Raw genomic sequence first — 24,935 nt, forward strand, 5'->3', positions numbered from 1 at the left:
TGAGCTGGTTTGAGGCTACCGCGGTGCTGACTCGGGCGTCAGCCGCGGCGGCCCGTATGTGGATAACGGCACGTCAGTACGCTGAGAGCTTCACCTGCACCTTGTCCGACGCTATCGAGACGGTGCCCCGGACGTAGAAATCCATCTGGTCCGTCTCCTTCTCCCACTCAGGACTGGTCTTACTGAAGGATGCATTCCGCTCGTACGCCACGGAGGCTTCGCCAGGCGTGCCGCCGCTGAGCCGCCACGTGCCGTCGAAGGACCGTTGCATCGTGTAGTCAGGTTCGGAGGTGATGGACCACTTCACGTTCCGGACATCTCCAAAGGCAAAGCGTGAAAACGGGCAGCCCTGCGGATCCATCTCCGTGGATTTCGCGCAGGCAGCCAATGCGGCGTCGACCTGCCGTGATGTCTCGGCCCGGAGTTGCTCCGACGCCGTCACCGTGAGCTTCGCATCGTCTGCAGACTGGGGTGCGGACCCGATGGCTACGAGCACTTCCTGTTGAGCGGCGGCGAGATACTTTTCGCCTTCAGGAAGACCGACGGAGTAGGAGCCCGGGAAGGCCGGCACGCTGAAGTATGTGGCGAACGCGTTCGGGTCCTCCTGCCCAGTTGGCACGGCGACACCGTTAATGGCGAGGGTCGGCACAGCCGCGTCGGCGGAAATGGCGACCCGCTGCAACGGGATGGTGCCGAGCTTCCAGTGGTCGTCCAGGAATTCCGGCCGGTTCTTGTAGAGACTGAACGCCTGCTCGTGCCGTCGCCCGCCCTGCCTGAGCTCGACGTGCACCACCGCTGAGTCACCGGAGACCTTGCTGGACAGCACCGAGAAGCCCTCGATGCGGTTCTCCGCCGCGCCGTAGACCTCGTTGGTCAGGAGGGACCTCTCCTCATTGGGAATGTCCGGATCCAGAATGGCAAGCGCCTTTTCGGCATCTCCGTCCACCAGGGCCTGAACGTATTCCCCCACCAGCTTGTCCGGGCCGGCCTTGACCGCGTTGACCGCCACCACCGAACCGACGGCGAGCACAATGACACTGCCGACGACGGCCAGCGCCACTAGGGCGTGCTTCTTTCCCCCGGCCGACAGCTCCCGGGCCGGGGCGGGTGGCGGAGCGGAACCAATCCCGGTTCCGTTCCCGGAAGCGGTTGCAAGTGCCACTTCCCCGCCGGAGGACGCCGAGCCGGAGGACGCCGGGCCGGAGGGCGAGGCTGCGGGGGCGGGGGCGGGCGGGAATGCGCGGACCAGCCGCTGCAGTCCGGCCGGCATCAACGGCAGCAAGTGCGGGGCGAGGAAGCGGGCGCACACTTCCACCAGCAGCCCCCAGGCGAGGAAGACCACGGGCGACCACCAGGCCGGGGCGAGAAGGTATTGCCCTGCAGCGAGGCCCGGGACGTCAAAGCCCGCCTGCGCGGTCAGGAGCGGCATCAGCAGCAGCCCCAGGACAAGGAAGCCTGCGGGCACAGGAATCCAGGACAGGAGGTTGGATGAGGCCACCTGTCCCCGGCGAACCAGGACAGCAATGCCGGTAGCAAGCGTGCAGGCCAAGGCCAGCACCAGGGCGGCCCAGGCCACGCCTGCCACGGCGCTGCCGGCGACGTCAGCGCCGAATCCGTACACCGTGTGATCCTCGCTCCGGCTCTCCTGGCCGCCCAGGATCTGCGATGTTTCCACCAAAACGCGCAGGCCCCCGAGATGCCCGGTCACGAGGCTGTAGCCCACCGCATTGCCGATCCACAGGGGACCGGACAGCAGGGCGGTCCAACCCCCGGACACGGCGGCGGTGATCCATGCCGCAGGAACGGCGGCCAAAGCAAAGAGGGATGCATGCACCGCGACGGCGGCCAGGGGCAGGTTCAGGATGCCAAGAAGGCGCACCGGATGGACGGGAGGAGTGCGGCGGGCAAGGACGCTGTTCCGTGACACCGCGGACACCCCCGCGCCGAGGAGGAACGCCACGAAGGCCGACCACGGATCCTCGGCGGAAATGGGCTCGACGGTGAACGCGTCAGTGACGGGAAAGCGGACGGCAGCCGCTGCCGCCACACCGTTGATCAGCAGGGAATACACCACACCGGTAACCACAGATTGGAGCAGGAGCTGGGGCCTGCCTGCAGAGGGAATTCTCCGTTCGGCGAGGCGGCTGCCGAAATAGACGCACAACACGCTGGCCAGCAGCAATGTCACGGGAACCGCATGGGCCAGCCCCTCCCCGCGGATCGTTCCAAAGAAGGGCAGCGCGCCCTGGACCACAGTGTCGATGGTGCCCAAATGCGCCATGGCAACCAGCTGGGCGGTGAGCTGCCCCAGCTGCGACCAGGCATCGGGAGTTTCCTGTGCGGGCAAGGCACCGTCAAGCGCAGGGACGAGCGTGCCTTGCCCGGCCGCGATGCCGGCAAGCGTGAGCACCATCAGGGCAAGGCTGAAGATCAACACCGCGATATAGGACGCCACCGAAACGGCGGCCCCTGCCCACAGCCGGCCGATATCCAGGGAGGCCGCACCCCGGGCCGGCTCGGAAGACGTTCCGGGCTGGTGTGATTCCGGAGGTGTTCCGGGCTGGTGCGGCGGCAGTTGCGGCGCGGCGTGCGCGGAAACAGGCGGTTGATGCGACATTTTCCCCAATTTTCTGTCGGACTCTGAGTGTCGCTGTGAATGTAGAGGGAAAACGGCTCTGGTTCCAGTCATATGACGGGTAAATGTGGATCAGTCCGGGTGATCGAAATACTGGAGCCATGACGATCGTGAAGTCGGTTCTGCTTTTCGCCCTTGCCGCGGCCGCTGAAATCGGCGGTGCCTGGCTCATCTGGCAGGCGGTGCGGGAAGACAGGGCGTGGTGGTGGGCCGGGCTCGGCGTCGTTGCGTTGGGAATCTACGGCTTTGTGGCCGCCTTCCAGCCCGATGCCAATTTCGGCCGCGTCCTGGCTGCCTACGGCGGGGTGTTCATTGCGGGCTCGCTGGTCTGGGGCATCATCCTTGACGGATTCAGGCCGGACCGCTGGGACCTTATCGGCGCCGCAGTGTGCCTGGCCGGGGTCGCGCTGATCATGTTCGCGCCCCGCCACAGCTGACTTGGCTGCGCCGGCGCCAGCGTTGAACTGCCCGCGTTTCGGCGGAGCAGGCGGGGAGCACAAAGCCGTCCGCCCGGCGGGCCGTTGCGGCCCGCCGGGCGGACGGTTCACTTGAGAGGTACAGCGCTGGCAGTCGGGAACCTACGACGCCGGCTCTGCCCCCACCTTGGCGGGTTCAGTTTCAGGGGCGGTCCCGACGGCGAGCCCGGCACCGGGCCCACCCTTGCGGTAGCGCCACACACCGAAGCCCACCACGACGGCGGCCAGGGCGAGCGACAGCATGAGCGACTCGCGGGTGGTGTCCAGGATCATCATGCCGATGATGAGCGCGACGATGCTCGCGATCGCGAGCCAGGTCAGGTAGGGGAACAGCCACATCTTCAGTGCGAGGTCCTTGGCGGCGGCACCCATCCTCTTGCGGAGGATCAGCTGGGACGAGGCAATCACGAGCCAGACGAACAGGGCGATGGCGCCGGACGTGTTCACCAGGAACAGGAACACCGTGTCCGGGGCGATGTAGTTCAGTCCCACGGTGACGAAGCCGACCACCGTGGAGGCCAGCACGGCTGCGGCCGGCACGCCGCGCTTGGAAATCTTTGTCCAGGACTTGGGCGCATCGCCGCGGGTGGAGAGTGAGAAGAGCATGCGGCTGGCCGTGTAGAGGCCCGAGTTCAGGCAGGACAGCACGGAGGTAAGCACCACAACGTCCATGATGGTGCCGGCGCCCGGGATCCCGAACAGTTCAATGACGGCCACATAGGGGCTCTTGGCAACGTTCGCGGAGTTCCACGGCAGCAGGGTGACCACGATGGCAATGGAGCCGATGTAGAACACCAGGATGCGCCAGACGGTGGACTTGACGGCCTTCTTGACGGCGTCGACCGGGTTCTCGGATTCGCCGGCAGCGATGGTAGCGATCTCCGCTCCGAAGAAGGCGAAGACCACCACGAGGATGCCGGCGAGCACGGCGCCCGGTCCGTTCGGCAGGAAGCCGCCGTTGCCAACCAGGTTGCTGAGCCCCGGGGCCGGAACGCCCGGGACGAGGCCAAGGATTGCTGCGACGCCGAAGACCAGGAAGAGGACGATGGCGGCCACCTTGATGGAGGCGAACCAGAATTCGAACTCACCGTAGGACTTCACGGATCCGAGGTTGGTGAGCGTGAGCAGCACCATGAGGATCAGGGCCCAGACCCACTGGTCGATGCCGGGCACCCAGCGGTGCATGATGGCGGCGCCGGCAGTGGCTTCGATGCCCAGCACGATGATCCAGAACCATGCATACAGCCAGCCGATGCTGAAGCCGGCCCAGCGGCCGAGTGCCTTGTCGGCGTACGTGGAGAAGGATCCCGTCTCGGGGTGGGCCGCGGCCATTTCGCCGAGCATCCGCATGACCAGGATGACCACGATCCCCGCAGCCATGTACGCCAGCAGGATGCCGGGGCCGGCCTGCTGGATTGCGGCTCCGGAGCCGACGAACAGCCCTGCCCCGATGACGCCTGCGATGGCGATCATGGACAGGTGCCGGGGTTTCAGGGATTTCGAGAGTTGCTGGTCAGCGTGCATGGATGCGCCGTCCTCTTGTTGATTTAAGGTCTTTTGCTGTGGGGCCGGAGCCGGCAGGGGCGTGTGCCGCGTCCCACATGGTGCGTCTCACACTAGGTGAGCAGCGGTCGGCGAAGTCTTATGCAGTCGCACAATTTACGTGCAGCCAAACCGGGCAGATCCCCAGGATGAAGCATCATGAGGCAACTTTGGTTGCCTGTTGTGCAGTTTTGTAACGGCGCGGAAATGTCCGCCCTCAGGGTGGAACTACGCCGCGACGCGGAAGAATCGCTCTGTCACCTTAGCAAGAGCGTAGGGATCCTCCACGCCGCACAGTTCCCGGGCGGAGTGCATGGACAGGAGGGGCACGCCCACGTCGACGGTCCTGATGCCCAGCCGCGTGGCCGTCAGCGGTCCGATGGTGGAGCCACACGGCATGACGTTGTTGGACACGAACTCCTGGTACGGAACGTCCGCTTCACCGCAGAGCCGCGCCCAGAGGGCGGCACCCGCTGCGTCGGTGGCGTACCGCTGGTTGGCGTTGATCTTCAGCAGTGGCCCCCCGTTTAGGACGGGGCGGTTGACGGGATCGTGCCGTTCCGGATAGTTCGGGTGGACGGCATGGCCGGCGTCGGCAGAAACACAGAACGACGCCGCAAACGCCTGCCGCCGCTGGCTCGCCGACGCTCCGAGGCCGTCTGAAATGCGGACCAGGATGTCCTCGAGGACGGGGCCGCAGGCACCTGAGCGTGACGCCGACCCGATTTCCTCATGGTCGAAGGCAGCCAGCACGGCGATCGGGGCCTGCTCTGTGCCCCGGCCCGCCCCTCCGGTTGAGCCTGCCGACGCGTGCGCGATAAGAGCAGCCAATCCGGCATGCGTCGCCGAAAGGTTGTCCAGGCGGCCGGAGGCAAAAAACTCATTCTTCGCTCCGAAAACCGCAGGTGGCTGCGTGTCCGCGATAACGACGTCGTATCCGCCGATCTGCGCCGGGTCAACGGGGCCGGTGCCGGTGACGCGTTCGGCCAGCAGTCCCAGCAGGTCCTCGCCGGCGGGGTCGCCGAGCCCGAAGACAGGGTTCATGTGCTGCTGCTTGTCCAGCGTGAGGCCCTCATTCACCGCCCGGTCCAGATGGACGGCCAGCTGCGGAAAGCGCAGGAGCGGGCCCGTGGCGGTGAGATGCTCGGCGCCGTCGAGCAGAACAAGGCGCCCGGCGAGCTGCAGTTCACGGTCCAGCCATGAGTTCAGCAGGGGTCCGCCATAGATTTCCACGCCGGCCTGCAGCCAGCCGAATTTGCCGGTGGTGGGCCTGGGCTTGAGCTTGAACGACGGGGAATCGGTGTGGGCGCCCAGGATGTTGAAGCCCGTGGTGGGGCCGGCGCCTTCCGGGGTCACCCATGCGATCAGGGCCCCGTCCCGGACAACGTAGAACTTGCCGGCCGCTTCGTCCCACTGGTCCAGTTCGGACAGCTCGGAGAAGCCTGCCTCATCCAGCCGGCGTGACGCCTCGTGCACTGCATGAAAGCTCGACGGCGACGCACTGACATAGTCGCCCAGGTCCCGGATGTGGTCTGTGGCAGAGGAGTGGAGAGGCATGGCTCCGAGTCTAGCGCTGCCCTAGACGGTGACGTTGAGCCCGGCGGTGTATCCGGCCTGCACTGATCCTGACATGGTGGCCAGCTGGTAGATGCCGCCGTCGTCACCGAAGACGTTGTCCGACTTCAGGGTGGTATTCGGGAAATTCCGGGCGCTGGTCTCGTAGCCGGAGGAGGCGTAGACCTCCTTGCAGGCGGCGTCGGTCAGTGCGATCTGCGAGACCGCCAGGACCTGCCCGGCTGCGGTGGCGTTGTTCATGGATTCGAAGACCTCGAAGTGGATGTGCGGCCAGCGGCCGTTGTAGGCACCCGGGTAGATGGTCTTGAAGGTGACCTGGCCGTTGGCGTCCGCCTCCTGCACGCCGCGGAGGTAGTTCTCGTTGTCCAGCCCGGAGTCGTACAGGGAGTACTTTCCGTCGCGGTCACAGTGCCAGGCATAGACGGCGGCGCCCGCCAGGGGCACGCAGCCGTTGGCGTTGTCGAGCAGGGTCAGCGTGACGGTCAGCGGCACGCCGTCGACCTTCGTGGTGGACGTGCCGAAGCTGGACGTGATGTCCTGCCGCACCACACCGGACGCCTCGAGGACGTTCGGCCCGTTGGACCCGTCGCCCGGGTACGGTCCGGCCGTTTCCTGCGGAATCTCCACGCCGCACTCGGCGATCGCCCGGGTCACCGTGGGGCTCGCGGTGGCGGAGGCAGCAGCGGAAGCCGCGGGCGCCGTCGTCGTTGCCGTGGATCCGGCGGCGGCGGACGTTGTTCCGGCAGGGGAGGAAGCGCCGGCGGTGGATCCGCCCGGCGTGCACGCCGCCACGGCGGCGGCCGCTGTCCCGGCGCCAAAGAACATGCCCAGGGAGCGGCGGGTCATCAACGTGGAGAGGTCGAACTCAAGGCCGCGGTCATGGTCGGGGTGTGGTTCCTGCTGGGGCTGCTGCCCGCCAGGGGCGTGTGTTGTGGTCATGGATCTATGAAACGCCAGGCGGCTATGGCCGGCATAGGGCAATCCTGTGAGGAAGCTGTGTTCGGCGGAAGCCCGCCGAACATCGGATCAATAATCGGGATTGCTGGGCGTCACGAGCCCCGTTTCGTAGGCGTAGACCACTGCCTGGACGCGGTCCCGCAAGTGCAGCTTCGTGAGGATCCGCCGGACGTGCGTCTTGACCGTGGCTTCCGAGAGGAAGTACCGGTGCGCGATTTCGGCGTTGGACAGCCCCTCGGCCATCGCTTCCAGCATTTCGGTTTCCCGCGGTGTGAGGTCCTCCAGGAGCGGGTCCCGGTGCGCCGGCGCCGCGGGAGCTACCGGTGCTGTGTCGCCGGAAGCGGCACCCGCACCGTCGCCGCGGACGTAGGTGTCCAGGAGCCGCTGGGTGACGCGGGGTGCCACGACGGCGTCGCCGCTGGCCACCACGCGCACTGCCTGGACGAGCTCGGTCGGTGCCACGTCCTTGAGCAGGAAGGCTGACGCTCCGGCCTGCAGCCCGGCGAAGGCGTACTCGTCCAGGTCGAAGGTGGTGAGGATGATGATCCTGGACCGCGAGCCGGATCCGGTGATGGCGCGGGTTGCCTCGATGCCGTCCACGACCGGCATCCGCACGTCCATCAGGACGACGTCCGGCTCCAGTTCGCGGGCCTGCCTGACGGCCTCGGCTCCGTCGGACGCCTCGCCCACCACTTCGAGATCGTCTTCGCCTTCCAGGATGAGCCGGAAGCCCATCCTCAGCAGCGGCTGGTCGTCCGCCAACAGAACCCGGACCTGTCCGGTTTCGCTCATTTTTCCCCCTTGTTGCCGTTCAGCGTCAGGACGGCCCGCACCCGCCATCCGCCGTTGACGGTCCGCCCCGCCTCCACCGTACCCCCGTAAATCCCCGCCCGTTCCTTCATCCCGGTGAGGCCATGTCCGCTGCCCAGACCGCCGGCGGCGGTCTCCGCGGCGCCCCTGCCGTCGTCGACCACTTCAATGCTGACCATGGAGCCGTCCCGCCGCACTGTGACGTCCACGCGGCTCAGTGCCCGGCCGTAGCGCAGCACATTGGTCAGCGACTCCTGCACTATGCGGTAGACCGTCAGCTGGAACGCGGCATCGGTCGGCAGCGCAGGTCCGGTGTGGGAGTAGTGCACGGGGAGGCCGGCCGTACGGAAGCCGTCGAGAAGCTTGGCGAAGCTGTCCCCGGAGGCCAGCGGCTGGCGGGGAGCCTGCCCGGCGGCGGAGGCGTCGTCGCGCAGGACACCCAGGACCCGGCGCATGTCCGCCAGCGCCATCCGCCCGGTCCTGGACAGTTCGGCCAGCACTTCCGCGGCGCGGTCAGGGTCCTTCTTGACGACGACGGCGGCCCCGTCCGAAAGCGTGACCATGACGGTCAGCGAGTGGGCCACTATGTCGTGCATTTCCCGTGCGATGCGGTTCCGCTCGTTGACGGAACCGAGGCTGGCGGCCTGGGCGGCCCACGCGGCGACCTCTTGTTCGTGCTCCCGGCGCTGGCGCACCGAGATCCCGATGCCGGTGGCGACGATGTTGGACAGCGCGATGCTCGTTCCCGCGGCAATGCTGGAAATTAGCTGAAATTCCTGCGGTGACGACGCGTGGGCCGGCAGTTCCCTTTCCAGCGGACCCACAGCCGCGAAGAAGTACAGCAGCGCCAGAGGGGCGGTCGCCAGGGCCAGGGTGACCAGCGCGAACCGCCTGGTGTGGACCACGGCCACGGCATAGAGCGAAAACCAGAGTCCTGCCGAAACATTGGATCCCCAGGGGTGCAGCAGTGTGACGGCCACCTCCACCGCTGCGATGAACGCAACGAGGGCCACCGGATGGCTCCGCCGGAACAACAGGGACAGTGCGACGGCGACGAGCAGGCCCGTCGCCAGCCATCCGCCGCCGCGCACCGCGTCCACCATCGTGGGTGTCACCAGCAGCAGGTAGCAGCCGGTGACCACCACGTCCATGAGGCGCGGGTGCCTGTGCAGGTAGCGGCGGAGACGGCCGCGGCGCCGGGCGGCGATATCTGCCAAGGACGCACCGGCCAGCCCGGCCGGTGCGTCCTTCACGGGTACAGCTTCAATCATGGGGCGAGCCCGGTGCGGGCCTACACATCCCGCTTTTTCAACAGGACCATGGCCAGGACCAGCGGCACCACTACCCAGGCACCCAGCACGAGCGCCGCTTGCCAGGCTTCGAGCGTGTCCGGGACGTGCTCCACGGCGGTCAGCGGATTGATGGTGTTGCCCGGCAGGTACTTGCGGGCTTCCTCGAAGAACTCGCCGGGAATCAGCTGGAAGGCGATGGGTGCCACGAAGAACAGTCCCACGAGGCTCATGATGCCGCCTGCCGAGTTCCGGACGAGCGTCCCCATGGCCATCCCGATGGCGGCCACGGAGGCTACGTAGACGCTGTTCACGAGCAGCAGCTTGACGGACTGTGCGCTGCCCAGATCCAGCTTGAGTCCGTAGTTGTCCAGGATGGGGACCGATACCAGGCCTGCGATGTAAGTGGACACGGCGGTGAGGAGGAAGGCGCTGACCATCACCACCACGAGCTTCGCGAGGAAGGCGGGGATCCGCTTGGGCACGGCGGCAAAGGTGGAGCGGGCCATTCCCGTGGTGAATTCCGAGCTCATCAACAGCACGCCGAGTGAGCCAAGGATCAGCTGGGCGAAAGCGATGCCGGAGGTGGGAACAGTGACGGCCAGGTCCCCGCCCTGGGCTGCCATGGCTTCCGCCGCCGAGGGGTCGGACGCGGCCGCATCAGCGAACTGGCCGGTTCCCCACGCGGACAGGGCGCCGAATCCCACCATGACCACAGCGGTGGAGGCGAGCAGGATCAGCGTGGACAGGAGCGTCCGGAACTTGATGAATTCCGAGTTCAGCACGCGGAAGAAGCTTGGGCCTGGTCGCGGGCGGGCGTTCCCGGAGGTGTTGACGGGGCCGGTACTGCCGGACCCTGGCTGGACGAAGGTTGATGTGCTCATGGCTTTAGTTGCCTCCGGGCTGGGCGGGAACAGGGGCTCCCGTGGTGATCAGCGAGTGGTATTCGACCTCATCCTTGGTCAGTTCCATGTAAGCCTCTTCCAGGCTGGCCTGCAGGGGAGTGAGTTCGTAGATCATGACGCGGTTGTCGAGCGCTGCGCGTGCGATCGTGCGGGGGTCCAGGCCTTTGACCTCGAGGAGTTCATGGTCCTGCACCTCAATGGAGACTCCGTTTCCGGCGAGGACGTTCATGAGCTGATCCGGCTGGTCGGTGCGGACGCGGGTCCGGCCCTGGCCGTTGCCGGTGATGATGTCCTTGATGGGTGCATCGGCGATGATCTTGCCGCGTCCGATCACGATCAGGTGGTCTGCCGTGAGGGCCATCTCGCTCATAAGGTGGCTGGAGAGGAACACCGTGCGGCCCTCGGAGGCCAGGTACCTGACGAGGTTGCGGACCCACACGACACCCTCGGGATCGAGGCCGTTGACGGGTTCGTCCAGGATGATGGTCTGCGGGTCGCCCAGCAGCGCGGCGGCGATGCCGAGGCGCTGCCCCATGCCGAGGGAGAAACCCTTCACCTTCTTCTTGGCGACGTCGCCCAGGCCCGTCATCTCGATGACTTCGCGGACGCGCTTCTTGGGGATGCTGTGGGTGGCGGCCATCGCCAGCAGGTGGTTGTAGGCCGACCGTCCCGTATGGACGGCCTTGGCGTCCAGCAGGGCTCCGATCTCACGCAGCGGGGCCGCGTGCCGGGCGAAGGGCACACCGTTCACGGTGACCGTTCCCGCCGTCGGGCTGTCCAGCCCCATGATCATGCGCATAGTGGTCGATTTGCCGGCCCCGTTGGGGCCCAGGAAGCCGGTGACCCGTCCGGCCTGGACGGTGAAGTTGACGGCGTCGACGGCGGTTTTGTCGCCGTAGACCTTCGTCAGGCCTTGTGCCTCAATCATGGAAGCGGTCCTTTGCGTGCTGCGGAGTGCCGGTTGGTGTGCACTGTCCACGCTACCGAGGGCTCGGGCGGATTTCGCCGGTCTCAGGGATGATTCAGGGTTGAATCAGGGTCCCCTGGTGTCATCCGGACGGATGAGCCTCAGCCCTCGCCGCGCGGTGAGTAGTAAGTCAATGCACCCAGCTTGAGGGTGAATTCGGCCCCCCTGACGCCGGGCACGGTTTCGCCGTCCACGGCGAGCACCATGGGTGCTGAGCCGGCTTCAATCCGGACATGGGTGGCCTCCCTCAGATGGGTGAGTCGGGAGGTGCCCACGGTGCCTGTCAGCACCGACCACAGCATGCGGACGCGGGCGAAGGATTCATCCGCGGTGATCATCCGGACGTCCAATACGCCGTCATCCAGCACCGGGCGGAGCAGCGGGGCGTGGTCCCTTGGGTAATAGCGGCCACGGCCCAGATACATGATCCACACTTTGTGCCGCACCTCGTCCACGACGATCGTGATGGGCTTTTCGGCGGCGAACGTCCGAAACATCGCCACCACACCGGCCAGCGGTTTGCCCAGTGCCGGCTGGAGTTGCTCGCGCCGGCGGACCAGGTTCGGGTAGAGGCCGATGCTCGCGGTGTTGAGCATGATGAGCTCTGCCCTTTCGGGGTCGTCCGCCAGTCCCCGCTCAACCCTGACGATGCCCACGTCCGCCCGGGCAGCCTGGCCTTCCGTGGCGGCTGCGACCGCATCCCTCAGCGACTGCGTGCCGGCGTCGCGGGCAAAGTGGTTGAGGGTTCCGCCGGCGAGTACCAGAAGCGGGAGGTTGAGCTGGATGGCGGCGGCCGCGGCGGTGCCAACCGTTCCGTCGCCTCCCCACACGCCCAGCGCGCGGATGCCGGGCCTGGTAGCTGCCACTTCCATCTGTTCGGCAACATCATGCTCAGGTTCGATGATCGTTATATGCGCCAAAGGGAATACTTCCCCGAGGGCTGCGGCGGTCTCCTCGGTAAACGAGCCGCCCAGTGTATTGACGGCGATACTGAGGCCCTCACCTCCGGGCAGCTTCGCCGCTTCGCCGCGGCTCCTCGTCGTGGGCGGAAACGGCGGACGGACGGGCCACCATGTCCTGGTCACCAGGGCGGCGCAGGCACCGATGGCCGAACCGAAAAGGACATCGGAAGGCCAGTGCGCTCCTGTATGCACGCGGGAGTATGCAACGCCCGCGGCGATGGGAGCCACGGCCGCTCCCAAGGCTGGCTGTACGAATCCTGTGCCCAGTGCGAAGGCAACTGCCGATGCCGAATGTCCCGACGGCATCGACGAACTCGTCGGCTGCGGATGCACGAAACGGAACACCGGCAGGTGCTCCGGCAGGGGGCGTCTGCGGGGCAGCAAAGTCTTGAAGCCGAGGTTGGTGACGGCGGATGCCACGCCCTGGGCAAGAAGACCGTGAACGGCTGCCCGGCGGGTGCGTCCGGGAACGAGGGCGGCCCCGGCGGCGACGGCGAACCAGAGCTTGCCCTTGTTCGCGGAGGCGGACAGCCTGCGGAAGAAGGCGTCATGGTGACCACCCGGGAAGGCCGAGATCGACCGCAGCAGTGCACGGTCCAGGCCGGCCACCCAGCCCGGGCCCCTTCGCAGCATTCTTCGCATTTCCCCACCCTACCGCCGGTGTCCCTGAAGGGAACTGCCCCTGAAGGGAACGGGCGCCACGGCGCGCCCGCGGGGCTACTTCCGGGAAGAAAGCGGCTTGGCCACGCCGGCAAGCAGCAGTGCCACCAGGATGGGGGCACCGATTGCCAGGAGTGCCAAGTGGATTCCGGTGAGGTCGCCCAGATAGCCGAGCAGCGGAGGGCCGGCAAGGAAGGCAACGTATCCGATGGTGGAAACGACCGACACCCGTGCCGCCGCGTGCTTCGGATCGTCCGCTGCTGCGGACATGCCCATGGGGAACGCCAGGGCGGCTCCAACGCCCCACAGCGCCGCTCCGACGGCGGCAAGCCAGACGTTGCCGGCGAAGACGAACAGCCCAAGCCCGGCAGCCGCCGCTGCCATGCTGGACCGCAGCACCGCCACGCGTCCGTACCGGTCGATGACGCTGCCGCCAAAGAACCGCATGCCCGTCATGGCCAGAACAAACAGCGCAAATAGCAGCGCGCCGGTGGACTCCGACGTGCCGAGGCCGTCGACGGCGGCTTTCGCGATCCAGTCGTTGCCGGCCCCCTCCGTCAGCGTGGCACCGAGCACCACCACGCCAATGAGCAGGGTCCGTGAGTCACGCCAGGCAGAGGGGCCACGGTCCGGTTTCGTCTCATCGGCGGACTGCGCCTGCGGTGCGGCATGCGGAAGAAAATAGCGCGGCGTGATGAAAGTCAGGACGGCAACCACCGCGGCGATGACCAGCAGGTGCTGGGGCAGCCCGACTCCCAATCCGGAAAGCCCGGCACCGATGAGTGCCCCCACAAAGGCGCCGCCACTGAAGGCCGCATGAAACTTGGGCATGACTGTGCGCCTCAGGCGATGTTCGACGTCGGCGCCTTCAACATTCTGGGAAACATCCCAGAGTCCGATGCCAATGCCAAAAAAGAACAACGCCACAGCGGTGCCCGGAACCGACTCCGCCAGAAGTGAAACGGAGATTGCCACCGCTGCCAGCGCGGCCAGAAAACCGCTGGCCCGCACGCTGTTCGACGTGCCGATCCGACCGATGACGTGCCCTGCCGTGGGCAGGGCAATCAGTGAGCCGACCGCGGTGCACAGCAGCAGCGTCCCCATCTGGCCGGACGAAATGTGAAGAGTCTCCGTGACCGCCGGAATACGCGCCGCCCAGCTGGCGAAAACCAGGCCGTTGGCGCCGAAAATGATAAACGTGGCGATGGCTGCGGAGGATACCTGCCGGTCGACAAGCTGCTGGGTGGTAGTCATTGGATAACTCTAGCGATCCGCCGCCAAGCGCAAGACCTTCAAGCAGCCCCGACGCTCCCTCACCTTTCGCTGCAAAACAGCCAACCCTCCCTCACTTTTCGCAGGAAATCCCAGAACCCTCCCGCAGTTGGTGCGGGGGCAATGCAGGATCTGCGGGAGCGTCCGCCGGAACGCTGCAGGATCTGCGGGAGCGTTCCCTCGGAGAGCTGCAGGATCTGCGGGAGCGTCCGCCGGAACGCTGCAGGATCTGCAGGAGCGTTCGTCTTACCGGGCGCGCTCTACCCGCTTTTCGTCCCACACGGGCTCTGCGGATTCGTAGACGCGGCCGTCGGAGCCGAACACCATGAACCGGTCGAAGGTGCGGGCGAACCAGCGGTCGTGCGTCACCGCCAGGACGGTGCCTTCGAAGTGGTCGATGGCCCGTTCCAGCGCCTCCGCAGAGTGCAGGTCCAGGTTGTCCGTCGGCTCGTCGAGCAGGAGGAGCGTGGCGCCGGAGAGCTGCAGCAACAGGATCTGGAAGCGCGCCTGCTGGCCGCCCGAAAGGGATTCGTACTTCTGCTCTGACTGGCCCGCGAGCCCATAACCGTCCAGTGCCCCGGCGGCCGCTTCGCGGGCGAGGCCGGAGCGGTGTTCGTCGCCGCGGTGCAGGATTTCGAGCAGCGTTTTGCCAAGCAGGTCGGGACGGACATGGGTCTGGGCGAAGAATCCAGGGCGGATGCGGGCGCCGAGCTTCACGGTGCCTTCGTGCGGCACCTCGGCGATTTCGACGTCGGACACCGGCAGGTGCTCCCGCTCCGGGTCGGTGCCGCCGGTGGCGAGCAGGCGGAGGAAGTGGGATTTTCCGGATCCGTTGGAACCCAGCACGCCCACCCGGTCACCGAACCAGATTTCCGTGGAAAACGGCTTCATAAGGCCGGTCAGCTCGAGCTTTTCCGCGACGACGGCGCGCTTGCCGGTGCGGCCGCCCTTCAGCCGCATCTGCACGTTCTGTTCGATCGGCAGGGCCTCGGGCGGGCCGACTTCCAGGAATTTCGCAAGGCGGGTCTGGGCAGCGTGGTAGCGGTTGGCCATGTCCGAGCGGAACGCCGCCTTGTTCTTGTACATGTTGACGAGTTCCTTGAGCTTGACGTGCTCCTCGTCCCAGCGCTTGCGCAGCTCCTCGAAGCGGGCGTTGCGGTCGGCACGGGCCTCCACGTAGGAGCCGAACCCGCCGCCGTGCACCCAGGCTCCGGCGCCGTTGATGCCCGGCTCCAGCGTGACGATGCGGCCGGCGGCGTTATTCAGCAGCTCCCGGTCGTGGCTGATGAAGAACACCGTCTTCTTGGACTCGTTCAGCTTGGACTCGAGCCAGCGTTTGCCCGGGACGTCGAGGTAGTTGTCCGGTTCGTCCAGCAGCAGGAGCTCGTCGGGACCGGCGAAGAGTGCCTCCAGCACCAGCCGCTTCTGCTCGCCGCCGGAGAGGCTCGACGCCGGGCGGTGCTGTGCGCGGTCGAACGGGAGCCCCAGCGCGGCCATGCAGACTTCGTCCCACACAGTCTCGACGTCGTAGCCGCCGGCGTCGCCCCAGTCGACGATCGCCTGGGCGTACTGCATCTGGGTGGGCTCGTCGTCGTGCTCCAGCATGGCCAGTTCGGCGTCGTCCACTGCACGGGCGGCGGCAGCCAGGCCTGCAGGGGCTGCCGAGACCAGGAGGTCCTTGACTGTGGAATCGTCCCGGACCTGGCCGACGAACTGGCGCATGATGCCCATGTTCCCGGACCGTCCGATGACGCCTTCATCCGGGGTGAGGTCGCCGGAGATGATGCGGAACAGGGTGGTCTTGCCGGTGCCGTTGGGTCCGATCAGCGCTGTCTTGGTGCCGTCTGGGACTTTGAAGGTCACCCCGTTCAGCAGCTGGGTGCCGTCGGAGAGGAAGTAGTCGATGCCGGAAACGTCAATATGGGCCACTGATCAATCTTCCCACGGCTGCCTCCAACCCTCCCTCACATCGCGTCGCCGTACGCCGAACCCTCCCGCAGTGAGTGCGGGAGGGTTGGCTGGAAGGCGGCGAAAACTGAGGGAGGGTCCCGGGTCAGCCGGCGGCCGTGAGGAACTTCTTCAGAAGCGGCCCGGACGTCGTGGCACCGAGGCCGCCGTCCTCCACAAAAACGGCCACGGCCAGGTCGCCGTGCGTCGCGATGATCCAGGCGTGGGTCTTGGGCGGGTTGTCGTTGCCGAATTCGGCCGTGCCCGTCTTCGCACCCACGGGTGCGCCCGGCACTTCAGCGAGGAATCCGGCGTGGCCCGACGTCACCACGGCGCGCATCATGTCAGCGAGGGACGCGGCTTCGGCTTTGGTCAACGGTTTTTCCGCGGCGGGGGCGGGAGTCTCGGCGGTAACGGTCGACGACGGCGCCGCACCATCTGCGGGCGGCGCACTGGCCGTCTCGCTTGGCGATGGAGAAGCTCCGGCGGCGGCGTCCGGGTTAAGGACCAGCACCGGCGAGACCGGCGCGCCCTTTGCCACCGATCCTGCCATGATGGCGGCAGCCAGCGGCGACATCAGCACCTTGCCCTGGCCGATCATGGCTGCAGCGTGGTCAGTGCCTTCGGCTTCAGCGGGAACTGACCCCAGGAACGCGTCTGCGCCCAGTTTCGGCGCCTCCACCGCCACGCCGAGGGACGTGGCCGCGGATTCCAGCTGGGCCTGGGTCACCTTGTCCCGTGCAGCCATGAACGCGGTGTTGCAGGAGTGCGCAAAGGCGTCGCGTAGCGTCACCGAACCCAGCGAATCCTTGGGGTAGCCCTCGGCGTTCTTGAACGTGCGCCCATCCACGGTGAGCGTGGGCGTGCACTCCACCTTCGACTCGGGGGTGAGCCCGTTGCGCAGCATGGCCAGGGAATCCACCACCTTAAACGTGGAACCGGGTGCATACTGCCCCAGCATGGCGGTGTTGTAGCCGTTGCTTCCTTCACCCGACGCTGCGGCGAGCACCGCTCCTGTGGACGGACGGAGGGCCACGATGGCGGAGGCAGGCTTGACGCCCGCCAGCGTGTCCTCAGCAATTTGCTGCAGCTTGGGGTCGAGGGTGGTCTTGAGCGGTGTTCCGGCCGTGGCCTGGATTTCGAAGACCGTCCGGCGCGGGTCTGTGGCTGCATCCCGGATCTCCGCTGCGGTGAGGTCGGCGCGCTGGACTCGAATGACGATGCCGTCCGTGCCGCGGAGCTGGGCGTCGTACTGCTGCTGCAGTCCGCCGGTTCCGATCACGTCACCGGCGGTCAGGGCGCCGTCGGACTTTTCGATCTGTTCCGCACTGGCCTCACCCACGGTCCCAAGAACGGCACGGGCGAAGTTGCGCGTGGGGGCGAGGGGCAACGAGTCCTTGATGGCGCGGCCACCCGGAATGGCCGCGATCTCCGCGTCGGTTACGGCGCGCCCGGCGGTATCGCGGAGCGTGATCGCGGGAACGAAGGCTTCAGGTCCGGACGCCTCGACCTGCTGGACGTAGGCGGCGGGGTCGGCGCCCACCAGTTTCGCCAGTTTCGTGGCCGAATCGGCTGCGTCCGCAGTGCCAAGCTGCGGCTTATTGATGCCGACGTTAATCACGGGCCGGTAGGTCACGAGCTGGACATCCTGGGCACCCAGGATGTCTGCCCGCTGCGGGGACTGCGTGGCTTTGCTGAGGATCTCGCCTTCGGCGAGGTCCGGAACGAGCATTCCCGGAGACCATACGGTGAGCCACTTGTCGCCGGACTTCCGCAGGTGGGCGTTGACTGTGTACTTCCATTCGCTGGACTCAATCTTCCAGCTGTAGTTCAACGGGATTTGGGCCGTGTCCCCGTCGAGCTGGAGCTCACCCGTGTCAACGGACGGCTTGACCGGCTGGAGCGCTTTGAATACCTGGTTCAGGTGGTCGTTGGCGACGGTGGAGTCGCGGCCGTCAAACGCGACCGGCCGCACGTCCAGCCCCGCCACGGCCGAGGCCAGTTGCTTGGCGGCAGCCTCGGCGCCGCCGCGGCCGTCGTCGCAGGCGACCAAAGCCGTTCCTAGTATCAGTCCAATGAGAGCGAGTGAAAGATTTTTGGTGTTCCCCATGGCGCCATTATCCCCCGGGGGGAGACGGCTGCCGGCCACGCCACCCGGGAGCGCCCAGCATCAGCGGGCACCCGGGCAAACCCTCCACCCCCTCAGGCGCGAACGGACACTTGGGGCCCTGGGATCCGCGGCCCTAGGGGGCTTAAATGCCCGTTCGCGCTCTGTGGGGTCAGATGCCGAGGGCGGGAACGCCGAGGCCGAATATGTCTTTCAGTGCATATTTCGCCGCATGGAATCCTGGCATCCCGGTGACACCGGGGCCCGGCGGCGTGGACGAGGAACAAAGGTACACGCCACGGGAAGGCGTTCGCCACGGGACCGGCGACACCACGGGGCGCTGCAGCAGGCCGCGGACATCCAGCAGGCCGGCGCTGAAGTCGCCGCCGATGTAGTTTTCGTTGTACGCCGCCAGCTGGGCGGCGGTGGTCACCTTGTATTGGAGTACCACGTCCCTGAAGCCCGGCGCGAAGCGCTCCAGCTGGTCAATGACGGACTGGCCCATGTCCACCGCGGAGCCGGGGGGAACATGGCAATAGCTCCAAAGGATGTGCTTGCCGGCCGGCGCCCGGCTGGCATCAACAGACGAGGGCTGAGACACCAGGACATACGGCCGCTCGGGATGCCGGCCCTCCGCAACCTCGTGTTCGGCCTGCGCTATTTCGGCCCGCGTGCCGCCGACGTGGACGGTGCCGGCGTCGGCGAGGCCCGGGGCCGCCCAGGGCACCGGGCTGGACAGGATGAAGTCCACCTTGCAGGCGGCACTGCCGAAACGGTAGGACTCCAGTGATCGGCGGTAGGACGAGGGCAGCCGGCTTCCTGCAATCCGGGCAAGCGCCGGCGGTGCCACATCCAGCAGCACAGCCTTGACGGGCTCAAGTTCCGCCAGCGAGGTGACGGTGAATCCTGGCTGGATTGTTCCCCCGTGTGCCTCAATATCCTTGACCATCGCGGCGGCGATCGCCGACGATCCGCCCACAGGAATCGGCCAGCCGTCCCCGTGAGCGAGGGCCGTCAGGAGGAGGCCCGCTCCCGCCGCCGCAAGGGACGGCAGGCGCCCCACCGCGTGGGCCGCCACCCCGCTGATAAGGGCCGGTGCCAGGTCCCGCCGGAACCTGAGATTCCAGAGCGGCGATCCCTGTTCGAGTGTCCGGATGCCGAGGACTGCGGCGGACAGCGGGTCGGACGGAATCCGCAGCAGCTGGTCCGATGTGGTCTCGACGATGCCGTCCAAGTGCCGGACCAGCGGAGCCATAAGCCTGCGGTAGGCGCGGCCGTCACGGCCCAGCTCGTCGGCCGTACGGTCCAGGGAACGGTATGCGAGTGCCGAGCGCGCACCGTCCAGCGGCGAACCAAACTGGATCTTGGGCAGGGCCAGCCCGATGCGACGCGGCAGCTCGAACGCCTTGAAAAATGGAGAGGCGAGTGCCATGGGGTGCACGGCGGAGCACACGTCGTGCCAGTGGCCCTCCTCGATCACCTGCGACGTCCTGGTGCCGCCGCCGATCTCTGCCGCCGCCTCGTACACATGCACCTTCAGCCCGGCGCGGGCCATGACCACGGCCGCGGCGAGGCCGTTTGGTCCGGATCCGACGACGGCGACATCAGGCACCGCGCGCCGCCGTCCGCCAGGGAAGCACTGACGCCGACGGGCGCAGGGGATCCAGCCGAAGGCGGTCCGGCGCCTCATCGAACGGTCCTCCATGGGGATCGTCGAGGAAGTGGCGGCGGATGGGGTCGTACGTCGGGTCCCAGATATCAAAGGCCACACGCATCATGAGATATGCCGTTGCGAGCATATGTGCGGCCACAGCCAGGACGTAGTAAGGCATGTCGATGTTGTGCTGTGAAACGCCGCCGCTGGTCACTTGGCCAAGATACATCCAGATGGCGGCCCAGTGCAGCCCTTCGATGCCCTGCCAGATGAGGAAGTCCCGCCACCGCGGCCGTGCCAGCGCGAGCAGGGGGACCAGCCAGATGACGAACTGGGGGGAGTACACCTTGTTGGTCAGGATGAAGGCCGCCACGATCAGGAAGGTCAGCTGCGCGAGGCGTGGCCGCGTTGGTGCCGTCAGGGCCAGCACGGCGATGAAGACGCAGGCCAGCAGGAAGAGGTTCAGGGCCAGCGTGTTGATGGCCTCTGGTGTGAGCACCGTCCACCGCACCCGCTCCGCCACGAGGTTATAGGCGAACCAGGGAGAGCTGAACCCTGCCGGCCGGTCCTGTGTGAATTCGAAAAAGTACTTCCAGCCGGCCTGATCCCTTAGCGCGAAGGGGACGTTGACGGCCAGCCATGTCCCGGCGGCCGCCACGGCGGGGACGACGAAGGCACGGATTTTTCCGGTGCGCAGGGCCAGCAGGAAAATCGCTCCGAAAACCAACACGGGGTAGAGCTTGGTGGCGGTCCCCAGCCCTATCAGGATGCCGGCCAGCGCCGGGCGGTCCCTTGAGAAGAAGTACATGCCAAGGGCCAGCAGGGCCACGGCCCACATGTCCCAGTTGATCACCCCGGCCAGGACGATGCCGGGGGCCAGGGCCACCATGGCGGCGTCCCACGGGCGGCGCCGGGTCATCCGGGCGGTTGCCAGCACGGTGACGATCCAGACGGCGGTTATCAGTGTTGCGTTGACGTCGAAGTAGCCCAGAACCCGAGCATCGGTGGCGCCTGTCCCCGGGACCATCCACGCTGTTGCGCCGGCAATGAGGCCCATCAGGACCGGATACTCAAAAAAGGTGCCCTCGGTAAAGAACGGGAAGGCGCCATCGCCGAGGCCGCGGCTGCGGAACAGCTCGGGATAGTCGGAGTAGCAGGTGGAGTAGTACTGGGAGGGCGTTGCCCAGCCGTTGACCCGGCAGTAGCCCTTGATGGCGATCCCGGCCAGGGCGGCGAGCACGGTGAGGATGATCAGTACCCGCTCGACCGTGAAGAAGCCCGGAGCGACGATCCCAGGCGCCGAATGCCTTCCCAGGGGGCCGCCGACCAGTTCCGTGAAGTTCTTCAGCAGGCGGTCGCTCCGGCTCGGCACCACCAGGCGCGCACGCTGACGGTGGGGCGGCGGCTGAGTCTCCTGCATGGCTCCGAGCTTACCGGTGCACTCCCGGGCGCCACGAAACACGAAGGCGGCAAAAACTGCAGGCGGAGCGGCTGTTTTCTCTCCGCGGCGGGAGCCCGCGCACAGTCGCGCGGGCCCCCGGGGCAATGCTGTCGCCGGTGCAGCCCATGAGGCCTCCCTGTAAAGCGCAAACGTGCTGATCGGACAGCGCGCTGAGCGGTCTCAGCGCAGGCTGCTCATCTGCTGGTGCATGCGGGCGTAGACGTCTTCCCGGTTCTGGTCCAGCAGCTGGCTGTTGAACTGTTGCTGCCGGTCTGCCGCGGTAAGGCGGCTAAGGAGAAGCTCTTGGAGTTTGCGGAGCATGGTCGGTTCACCTCCTTTCGGCTGGAGTTGGAGTTGGTGGGTGGCAGGAAAAAGCGCCGGGAATTACGGCATGACAAATAAAGCCATTTGCGACCGCCGGAAATGGGCACAAATGAACAAAGGAATGCCCGGAAATAGGGAAATGCGGCGATCCAGAATGGCGTGAAACGGAAGCGCTGAGACCCCAACAAGAAGCAGGTTCTGAATTATGGGGGCGCTGCGCAGCCGCCAGGGTTCCGAGAGGTCAGACGGTCAAGGTCAGACGGCCGAGGTCAAGAGCCTCTCAAGCGGGGCAGGATCATCGTCCTGTAGCCACTGGCCGGTGCGGGCACCGGGGGCAGGGGTCAGGAGACGGCGAGTCCGCGAAGAGGGCGCAGGCCAGCAACGGAGGCGGGGAACGCGGTGATGGTCATCTTCCATCCGCTAGTCAAAGTAATCATTTTCCCAACCTCCTTTTCTGCTCTGCCGTGTCCCGGCTGACTGGCCGGGCAACGTGCGCCCATGACCCCGGCAGATCGCTCTGGGGTCAAAAACAAAAGTACACCAGGAATGACGCAGTTGACTACCTAATTCTTAAACAATTTTCAGAATGAGGTACAAAGTATTTGTTAGAGGCCCCAGCGGACAATGGCCGGTGTCCTTTTATCCCAGCCCAAAGTGCAGACTTTAGCGGTGCCGAGAATGAAGTGCCGGCCTTCTTCGGGGGCGAGTTCCAGCCACCGTGCCGTGAGGATGCGCGAGAAGTGCCCGTGCGCCACGATCAGGACGTTATCCAGGCCAGACTCCAGGACCCTGGCCACTATCTTGTCCGCGCGGGCCGCCACGTCCTGCAGTTTCTCACCGTTCGGAACCCCGTGGGTCCAGATCAGGTAGTCCGGGTTGTCCTTGCGGATCAGGTCCGAGCTGATGCCCTCGTAGTCGCCGTAATCCCATTCGACGGCCAGAGGTTCGTGCACGGCGTCGGGGAATCCGGCGAGTTCGGCGGTCCTGCGGGCGCGGCGGAGCGGCGAGGTCAGGACGAGGTCGAAATCCACGCTGTCCAGCACCTTGCGGGCTTCCACCGCCTGCTGTTCGCCTTCTACTGTCAGCGGCAGGTCGGTCAGCCCCGTGTACTGGCCGCTCTTGGACCACTCAGTTTCACCGTGCCGCAGGATCCAGAGCTGGGGACGGGCGATGTGGGCGGCGTTCACTTAGGACTCCTCAGTTGGGGAAGGTTCGACGACGGCGGGAGGCACTGCGGGTCCGGACGCCGCGGGCTGTGCTTCGGGTTCAGATTCAGGCTGCCGCGCCCACCACGCGCGCAGCTTCGACTCCGCGACGGACGACTCCATCGGGCCGTTTTCCATTCGTTCCTCCAAGAGGAACTTGTAGGCCCGTCCCACGACAGGCCCGGGCTTGAGATCCAGCAGGGCCATAATCTGGGCGCCGTTGAGGTCCGGCCGTACCGCATCCAGGGACTCCTGCTCACGAAGCGCCGCAATCCGGTCCTCGAGGTCGTCATAGGCGAATGCCAGCCGCTCGGCCTTGCGCTGGTTGCGTGTGGTGACATCCGACCGTGTCAGGCGGTGCAAGCGCTCCAGCAAAGGTCCGGCGTCGGTGATGTAGCGGCGGACAGCGGAATCGGTCCACCCGGCGTCGCCATATCCGTAGAAGCGCATGTGAAGCTCCACGAGGCGCGCAACTGCCTTGATGGTGTCGTTGTCGAAGCGGAGGGTCCGCATCCGCTTCGCGGTGAGTTTGGCACCCACCATGTCATGGTGGCGGAAGCTGACCGCGCCGCCCGGTTCGAAACGGCGCGTAGCCGGCTTCCCGACGTCGTGCATCAGGGCCGCGAACCGCAGCACAAAATCGGGGCCGGGCACGGGGCCATCCGCGTCGGTCTCCAGGGTGGCTGCCTGTTCCAGGACCTGGAGGGAGTGCTGGTAGACGTCTTTGTGGCGGTGGTGCTCGTCGGACTCCAGGCGCAGCGCAGACACCTCAGGCAGCACGAATTCCGCCAGGCCGGTGTCCACCAGCAGATCCACGCCCACCCGGGGGTGGCGGCCGCAGATGAGTTTCACGAGTTCATCGCGGACCCGCTCGGAGGAAATGATGGCGATCCTGTCGGCCATCTGCGTCATCGCGAGCCGAACATCGTCGTGGACGGAAACGCCCAGCTGGGATGCAAAGCGGGCAGCACGCATCATCCGCAGGGGATCATCCGAAAAGGAAGCCTCGGGGGCGCCGGGGGTGGCCAGCACGGAACCATGGAGGTCGCGGACCCCGCCAAAGGGATCCACCAGCTCCATCGAGGGCAGCCGCAACGCCATGGCATTGATGGTGAAGTCGCGCCGCAGCAGATCATCGGTCAGCGAGCTTCCGAAAGCCACCACGGGCTTACGGGACTCCGGATCGTAGGCCTCGGCGCGGTACGTGGTGATTTCGATCTGGAAGCCGGCCTTGCGCATGCCGATGGTGCCGAAGGCGCGCCCGATCTCCCAGAAGTTGTCGGCCCACTTCTTGATGAGGGCGACCGTCTGATCCGGCGTGGCGTCGGTGGTGAAATCAAGGTCGGGAGAGGTGCGGCCCAGGAAGAGGTCACGGACCGGCCCGCCGACGAGCGACAGCTCATGTCCGGCGTCCACGAAACGCTGGCCGAGCTCCAGGACCACCGGGTCCACCTGGAAATCGACGGTGTGGAGATCAGTCTTTTGATGTGCGTGCGCCATAGTTACTTAAGCTTGTCAGAAAACCCCGCCCAACCACACCAATCACGGTGATCGCAGGCGTTTGGGGGGAAACGGCGTCATACGCAGTCCATCTTGAAGCCATGTTCCAGTCATCATCACGGGACAAGAGTCGTTAGAGTGGACTGCATGGCCCATCCAGTACCGAGCGCCCCCGGCAGGAGGACAAACCCACCGCTGCCGTCGGCAATCGGTGCACATGTCGCGCCTGCACCGCACTCGGCTCCGGCCTCCCTTCCGACCGTGGAGGAAATCTCTGCCGGCGGCGTCGTGGTGGACACGTCCGACGACGAACTGCGGGTTGCGATTATCGCCCGCCTTAATAGGGGCGGACGTCTGGAATGGTGCCTGCCGAAGGGCCATCCGGAAGGCCGGGAAAACAACGAGCAGGCCGCCGTGCGCGAGATCGCCGAAGAGACTGGCATCGATGGCAGGATCCTGGCTCCGCTGGGGAGCATCGATTACTGGTTCACTGTGAGCGGCCACCGTGTCCATAAGACCGTTCACCACTATCTGCTGCGCGCCACCGGCGGCGAGCTCACCATCGAAAACGATCCTGACAAGGAAGCCGTGGATGTTGCCTGGATACCCATCCACGAGCTCGCCCGCAAGCTCTCCTTTCCCAACGAGCGCCGCATCGCGGATCTTGCCCGCGAAGTCCTGCCCGAACACCTCTAACGTCCCCTTAG

At 66.3% G+C, this 24,935-nt stretch carries 19 protein-coding genes; 2 read left to right on the plus strand and 17 right to left on the minus strand.

What is annotated here, in order from left to right; genetic code table 11:
• Nucleotides 1–73: 73 nt before the first annotated feature.
• Nucleotides 74–2,617: a hypothetical protein gene (locus JYA52_RS18495; protein WP_205654720.1), complete on the minus strand. Its 2,544-nt coding sequence runs from the start codon at nt 2,615–2,617 to the stop codon at nt 74–76.
• A gap of 119 nt (nt 2,618–2,736) precedes the next feature.
• Between JYA52_RS18495 and JYA52_RS18500 the strand changes: the two genes are divergently transcribed.
• Entirely contained in the window at nt 2,737–3,072 is a 336-nt protein-coding gene (locus JYA52_RS18500; RefSeq protein ID WP_205654721.1) for a YnfA family protein, read from the plus strand.
• Nucleotides 3,073–3,213: 141 nt separating this feature from the next.
• Here the strand turns inward: JYA52_RS18500 and JYA52_RS18505 are convergent, their stop codons facing one another.
• The 16 genes from JYA52_RS18505 to JYA52_RS18580 all read right to left on the minus strand — a co-directional run bounded on the left by JYA52_RS18505 (nt 3,214) and on the right by JYA52_RS18580 (nt 24,228).
• Nucleotides 3,214–4,635: an amino acid permease gene (locus tag JYA52_RS18505; RefSeq protein WP_205654722.1), complete on the minus strand. Its 1,422-nt coding sequence runs from the start codon at nt 4,633–4,635 to the stop codon at nt 3,214–3,216.
• A gap of 246 nt (nt 4,636–4,881) precedes the next feature.
• Nucleotides 4,882–6,210, minus strand: coding sequence for a M18 family aminopeptidase (locus tag JYA52_RS18510; protein ID WP_205654723.1), 1,329 nt, complete (start codon nt 6,208–6,210; stop codon nt 4,882–4,884).
• A gap of 21 nt (nt 6,211–6,231) precedes the next feature.
• Nucleotides 6,232–7,167: an intradiol ring-cleavage dioxygenase gene (locus JYA52_RS18515; RefSeq protein WP_205654724.1), complete on the minus strand. Its 936-nt coding sequence runs from the start codon at nt 7,165–7,167 to the stop codon at nt 6,232–6,234.
• 87 nt (nt 7,168–7,254) lie between these two features.
• Entirely contained in the window at nt 7,255–7,977 is a 723-nt protein-coding gene (locus JYA52_RS18520) for a response regulator (RefSeq protein WP_205654725.1), read from the minus strand.
• Nucleotides 7,974–9,266, minus strand: a complete 1,293-nt coding sequence (locus JYA52_RS18525) for a sensor histidine kinase (RefSeq protein WP_205654726.1) — start codon at nt 9,264–9,266, stop codon at nt 7,974–7,976. The genes JYA52_RS18520 and JYA52_RS18525 overlap by 4 nt, the downstream gene beginning before the upstream one ends.
• Before the next feature lie 20 nt (nt 9,267–9,286).
• Nucleotides 9,287–10,168 (minus strand): ABC transporter permease, encoded by an 882-nt coding sequence (locus tag JYA52_RS18530; RefSeq protein ID WP_205654727.1) that lies wholly within the window; start codon nt 10,166–10,168, stop codon nt 9,287–9,289.
• Nucleotides 10,169–10,172: 4 nt separating this feature from the next.
• The gene (locus tag JYA52_RS18535) at nt 10,173–11,117 is read right to left on the minus strand and encodes an ABC transporter ATP-binding protein (RefSeq protein ID WP_205654728.1); all 945 of its coding nucleotides are present in this window, start codon (nt 11,115–11,117) and stop codon (nt 10,173–10,175) included.
• Nucleotides 11,118–11,257: 140 nt separating this feature from the next.
• Nucleotides 11,258–12,760 carry a bifunctional phosphatase PAP2/diacylglycerol kinase family protein gene (locus JYA52_RS18540; RefSeq protein WP_205654729.1) on the minus strand — a complete coding sequence of 501 codons (1,503 nt, stop codon included), beginning with the start codon at nt 12,758–12,760 and terminating at the stop codon, nt 11,258–11,260.
• A gap of 75 nt (nt 12,761–12,835) precedes the next feature.
• Nucleotides 12,836–14,032 carry an MFS transporter gene (locus tag JYA52_RS18545; RefSeq protein WP_205654730.1) on the minus strand — a complete coding sequence of 399 codons (1,197 nt, stop codon included), beginning with the start codon at nt 14,030–14,032 and terminating at the stop codon, nt 12,836–12,838.
• Between the two features lie 264 nt (nt 14,033–14,296).
• A complete protein-coding gene (locus JYA52_RS18550; RefSeq protein WP_205654731.1) occupies nt 14,297–15,979 on the minus strand; it encodes an ABC-F family ATP-binding cassette domain-containing protein in 1,683 nt (560 codons plus the stop codon).
• Between the two features lie 124 nt (nt 15,980–16,103).
• Nucleotides 16,104–18,107, minus strand: coding sequence for a penicillin-binding transpeptidase domain-containing protein (locus JYA52_RS18555; RefSeq protein ID WP_205654732.1), 2,004 nt, complete (start codon nt 18,105–18,107; stop codon nt 16,104–16,106).
• Nucleotides 18,108–18,276: 169 nt separating this feature from the next.
• On the minus strand, nt 18,277–19,716 hold the full coding sequence (locus JYA52_RS18560) for a phytoene desaturase family protein (protein WP_205654733.1): 1,440 nt from the start codon (nt 19,714–19,716) through the stop codon (nt 18,277–18,279).
• Nucleotides 19,709–21,178: a glycosyltransferase family 87 protein gene (locus tag JYA52_RS18565; RefSeq protein ID WP_205654734.1), complete on the minus strand. Its 1,470-nt coding sequence runs from the start codon at nt 21,176–21,178 to the stop codon at nt 19,709–19,711. Before JYA52_RS18565 ends, JYA52_RS18560 begins: the two co-directional genes overlap by 8 nt.
• A gap of 201 nt (nt 21,179–21,379) precedes the next feature.
• On the minus strand, nt 21,380–21,520 hold the full coding sequence (locus JYA52_RS18570) for a hypothetical protein (protein WP_205654735.1): 141 nt from the start codon (nt 21,518–21,520) through the stop codon (nt 21,380–21,382).
• A gap of 608 nt (nt 21,521–22,128) precedes the next feature.
• Entirely contained in the window at nt 22,129–22,710 is a 582-nt protein-coding gene (locus JYA52_RS18575; protein ID WP_205654736.1) for a histidine phosphatase family protein, read from the minus strand.
• Nucleotides 22,711–24,228, minus strand: coding sequence for a CCA tRNA nucleotidyltransferase (locus tag JYA52_RS18580; RefSeq protein WP_205654737.1), 1,518 nt, complete (start codon nt 24,226–24,228; stop codon nt 22,711–22,713). It abuts the gene before it with no gap.
• 195 nt (nt 24,229–24,423) lie between these two features.
• Here JYA52_RS18580 and JYA52_RS18585 point away from each other — a divergent pair, with 195 nt between their 5' ends.
• Nucleotides 24,424–24,924 carry an NUDIX hydrolase gene (locus JYA52_RS18585; RefSeq protein ID WP_205655266.1) on the plus strand — a complete coding sequence of 167 codons (501 nt, stop codon included), beginning with the start codon at nt 24,424–24,426 and terminating at the stop codon, nt 24,922–24,924.
• Nucleotides 24,925–24,935 lie beyond the last annotated feature (11 nt).

The organism is Arthrobacter pascens (assembly GCF_017052465.1).
GTDB lineage: Bacteria > Actinomycetota > Actinomycetes > Actinomycetales > Micrococcaceae > Arthrobacter > Arthrobacter pascens.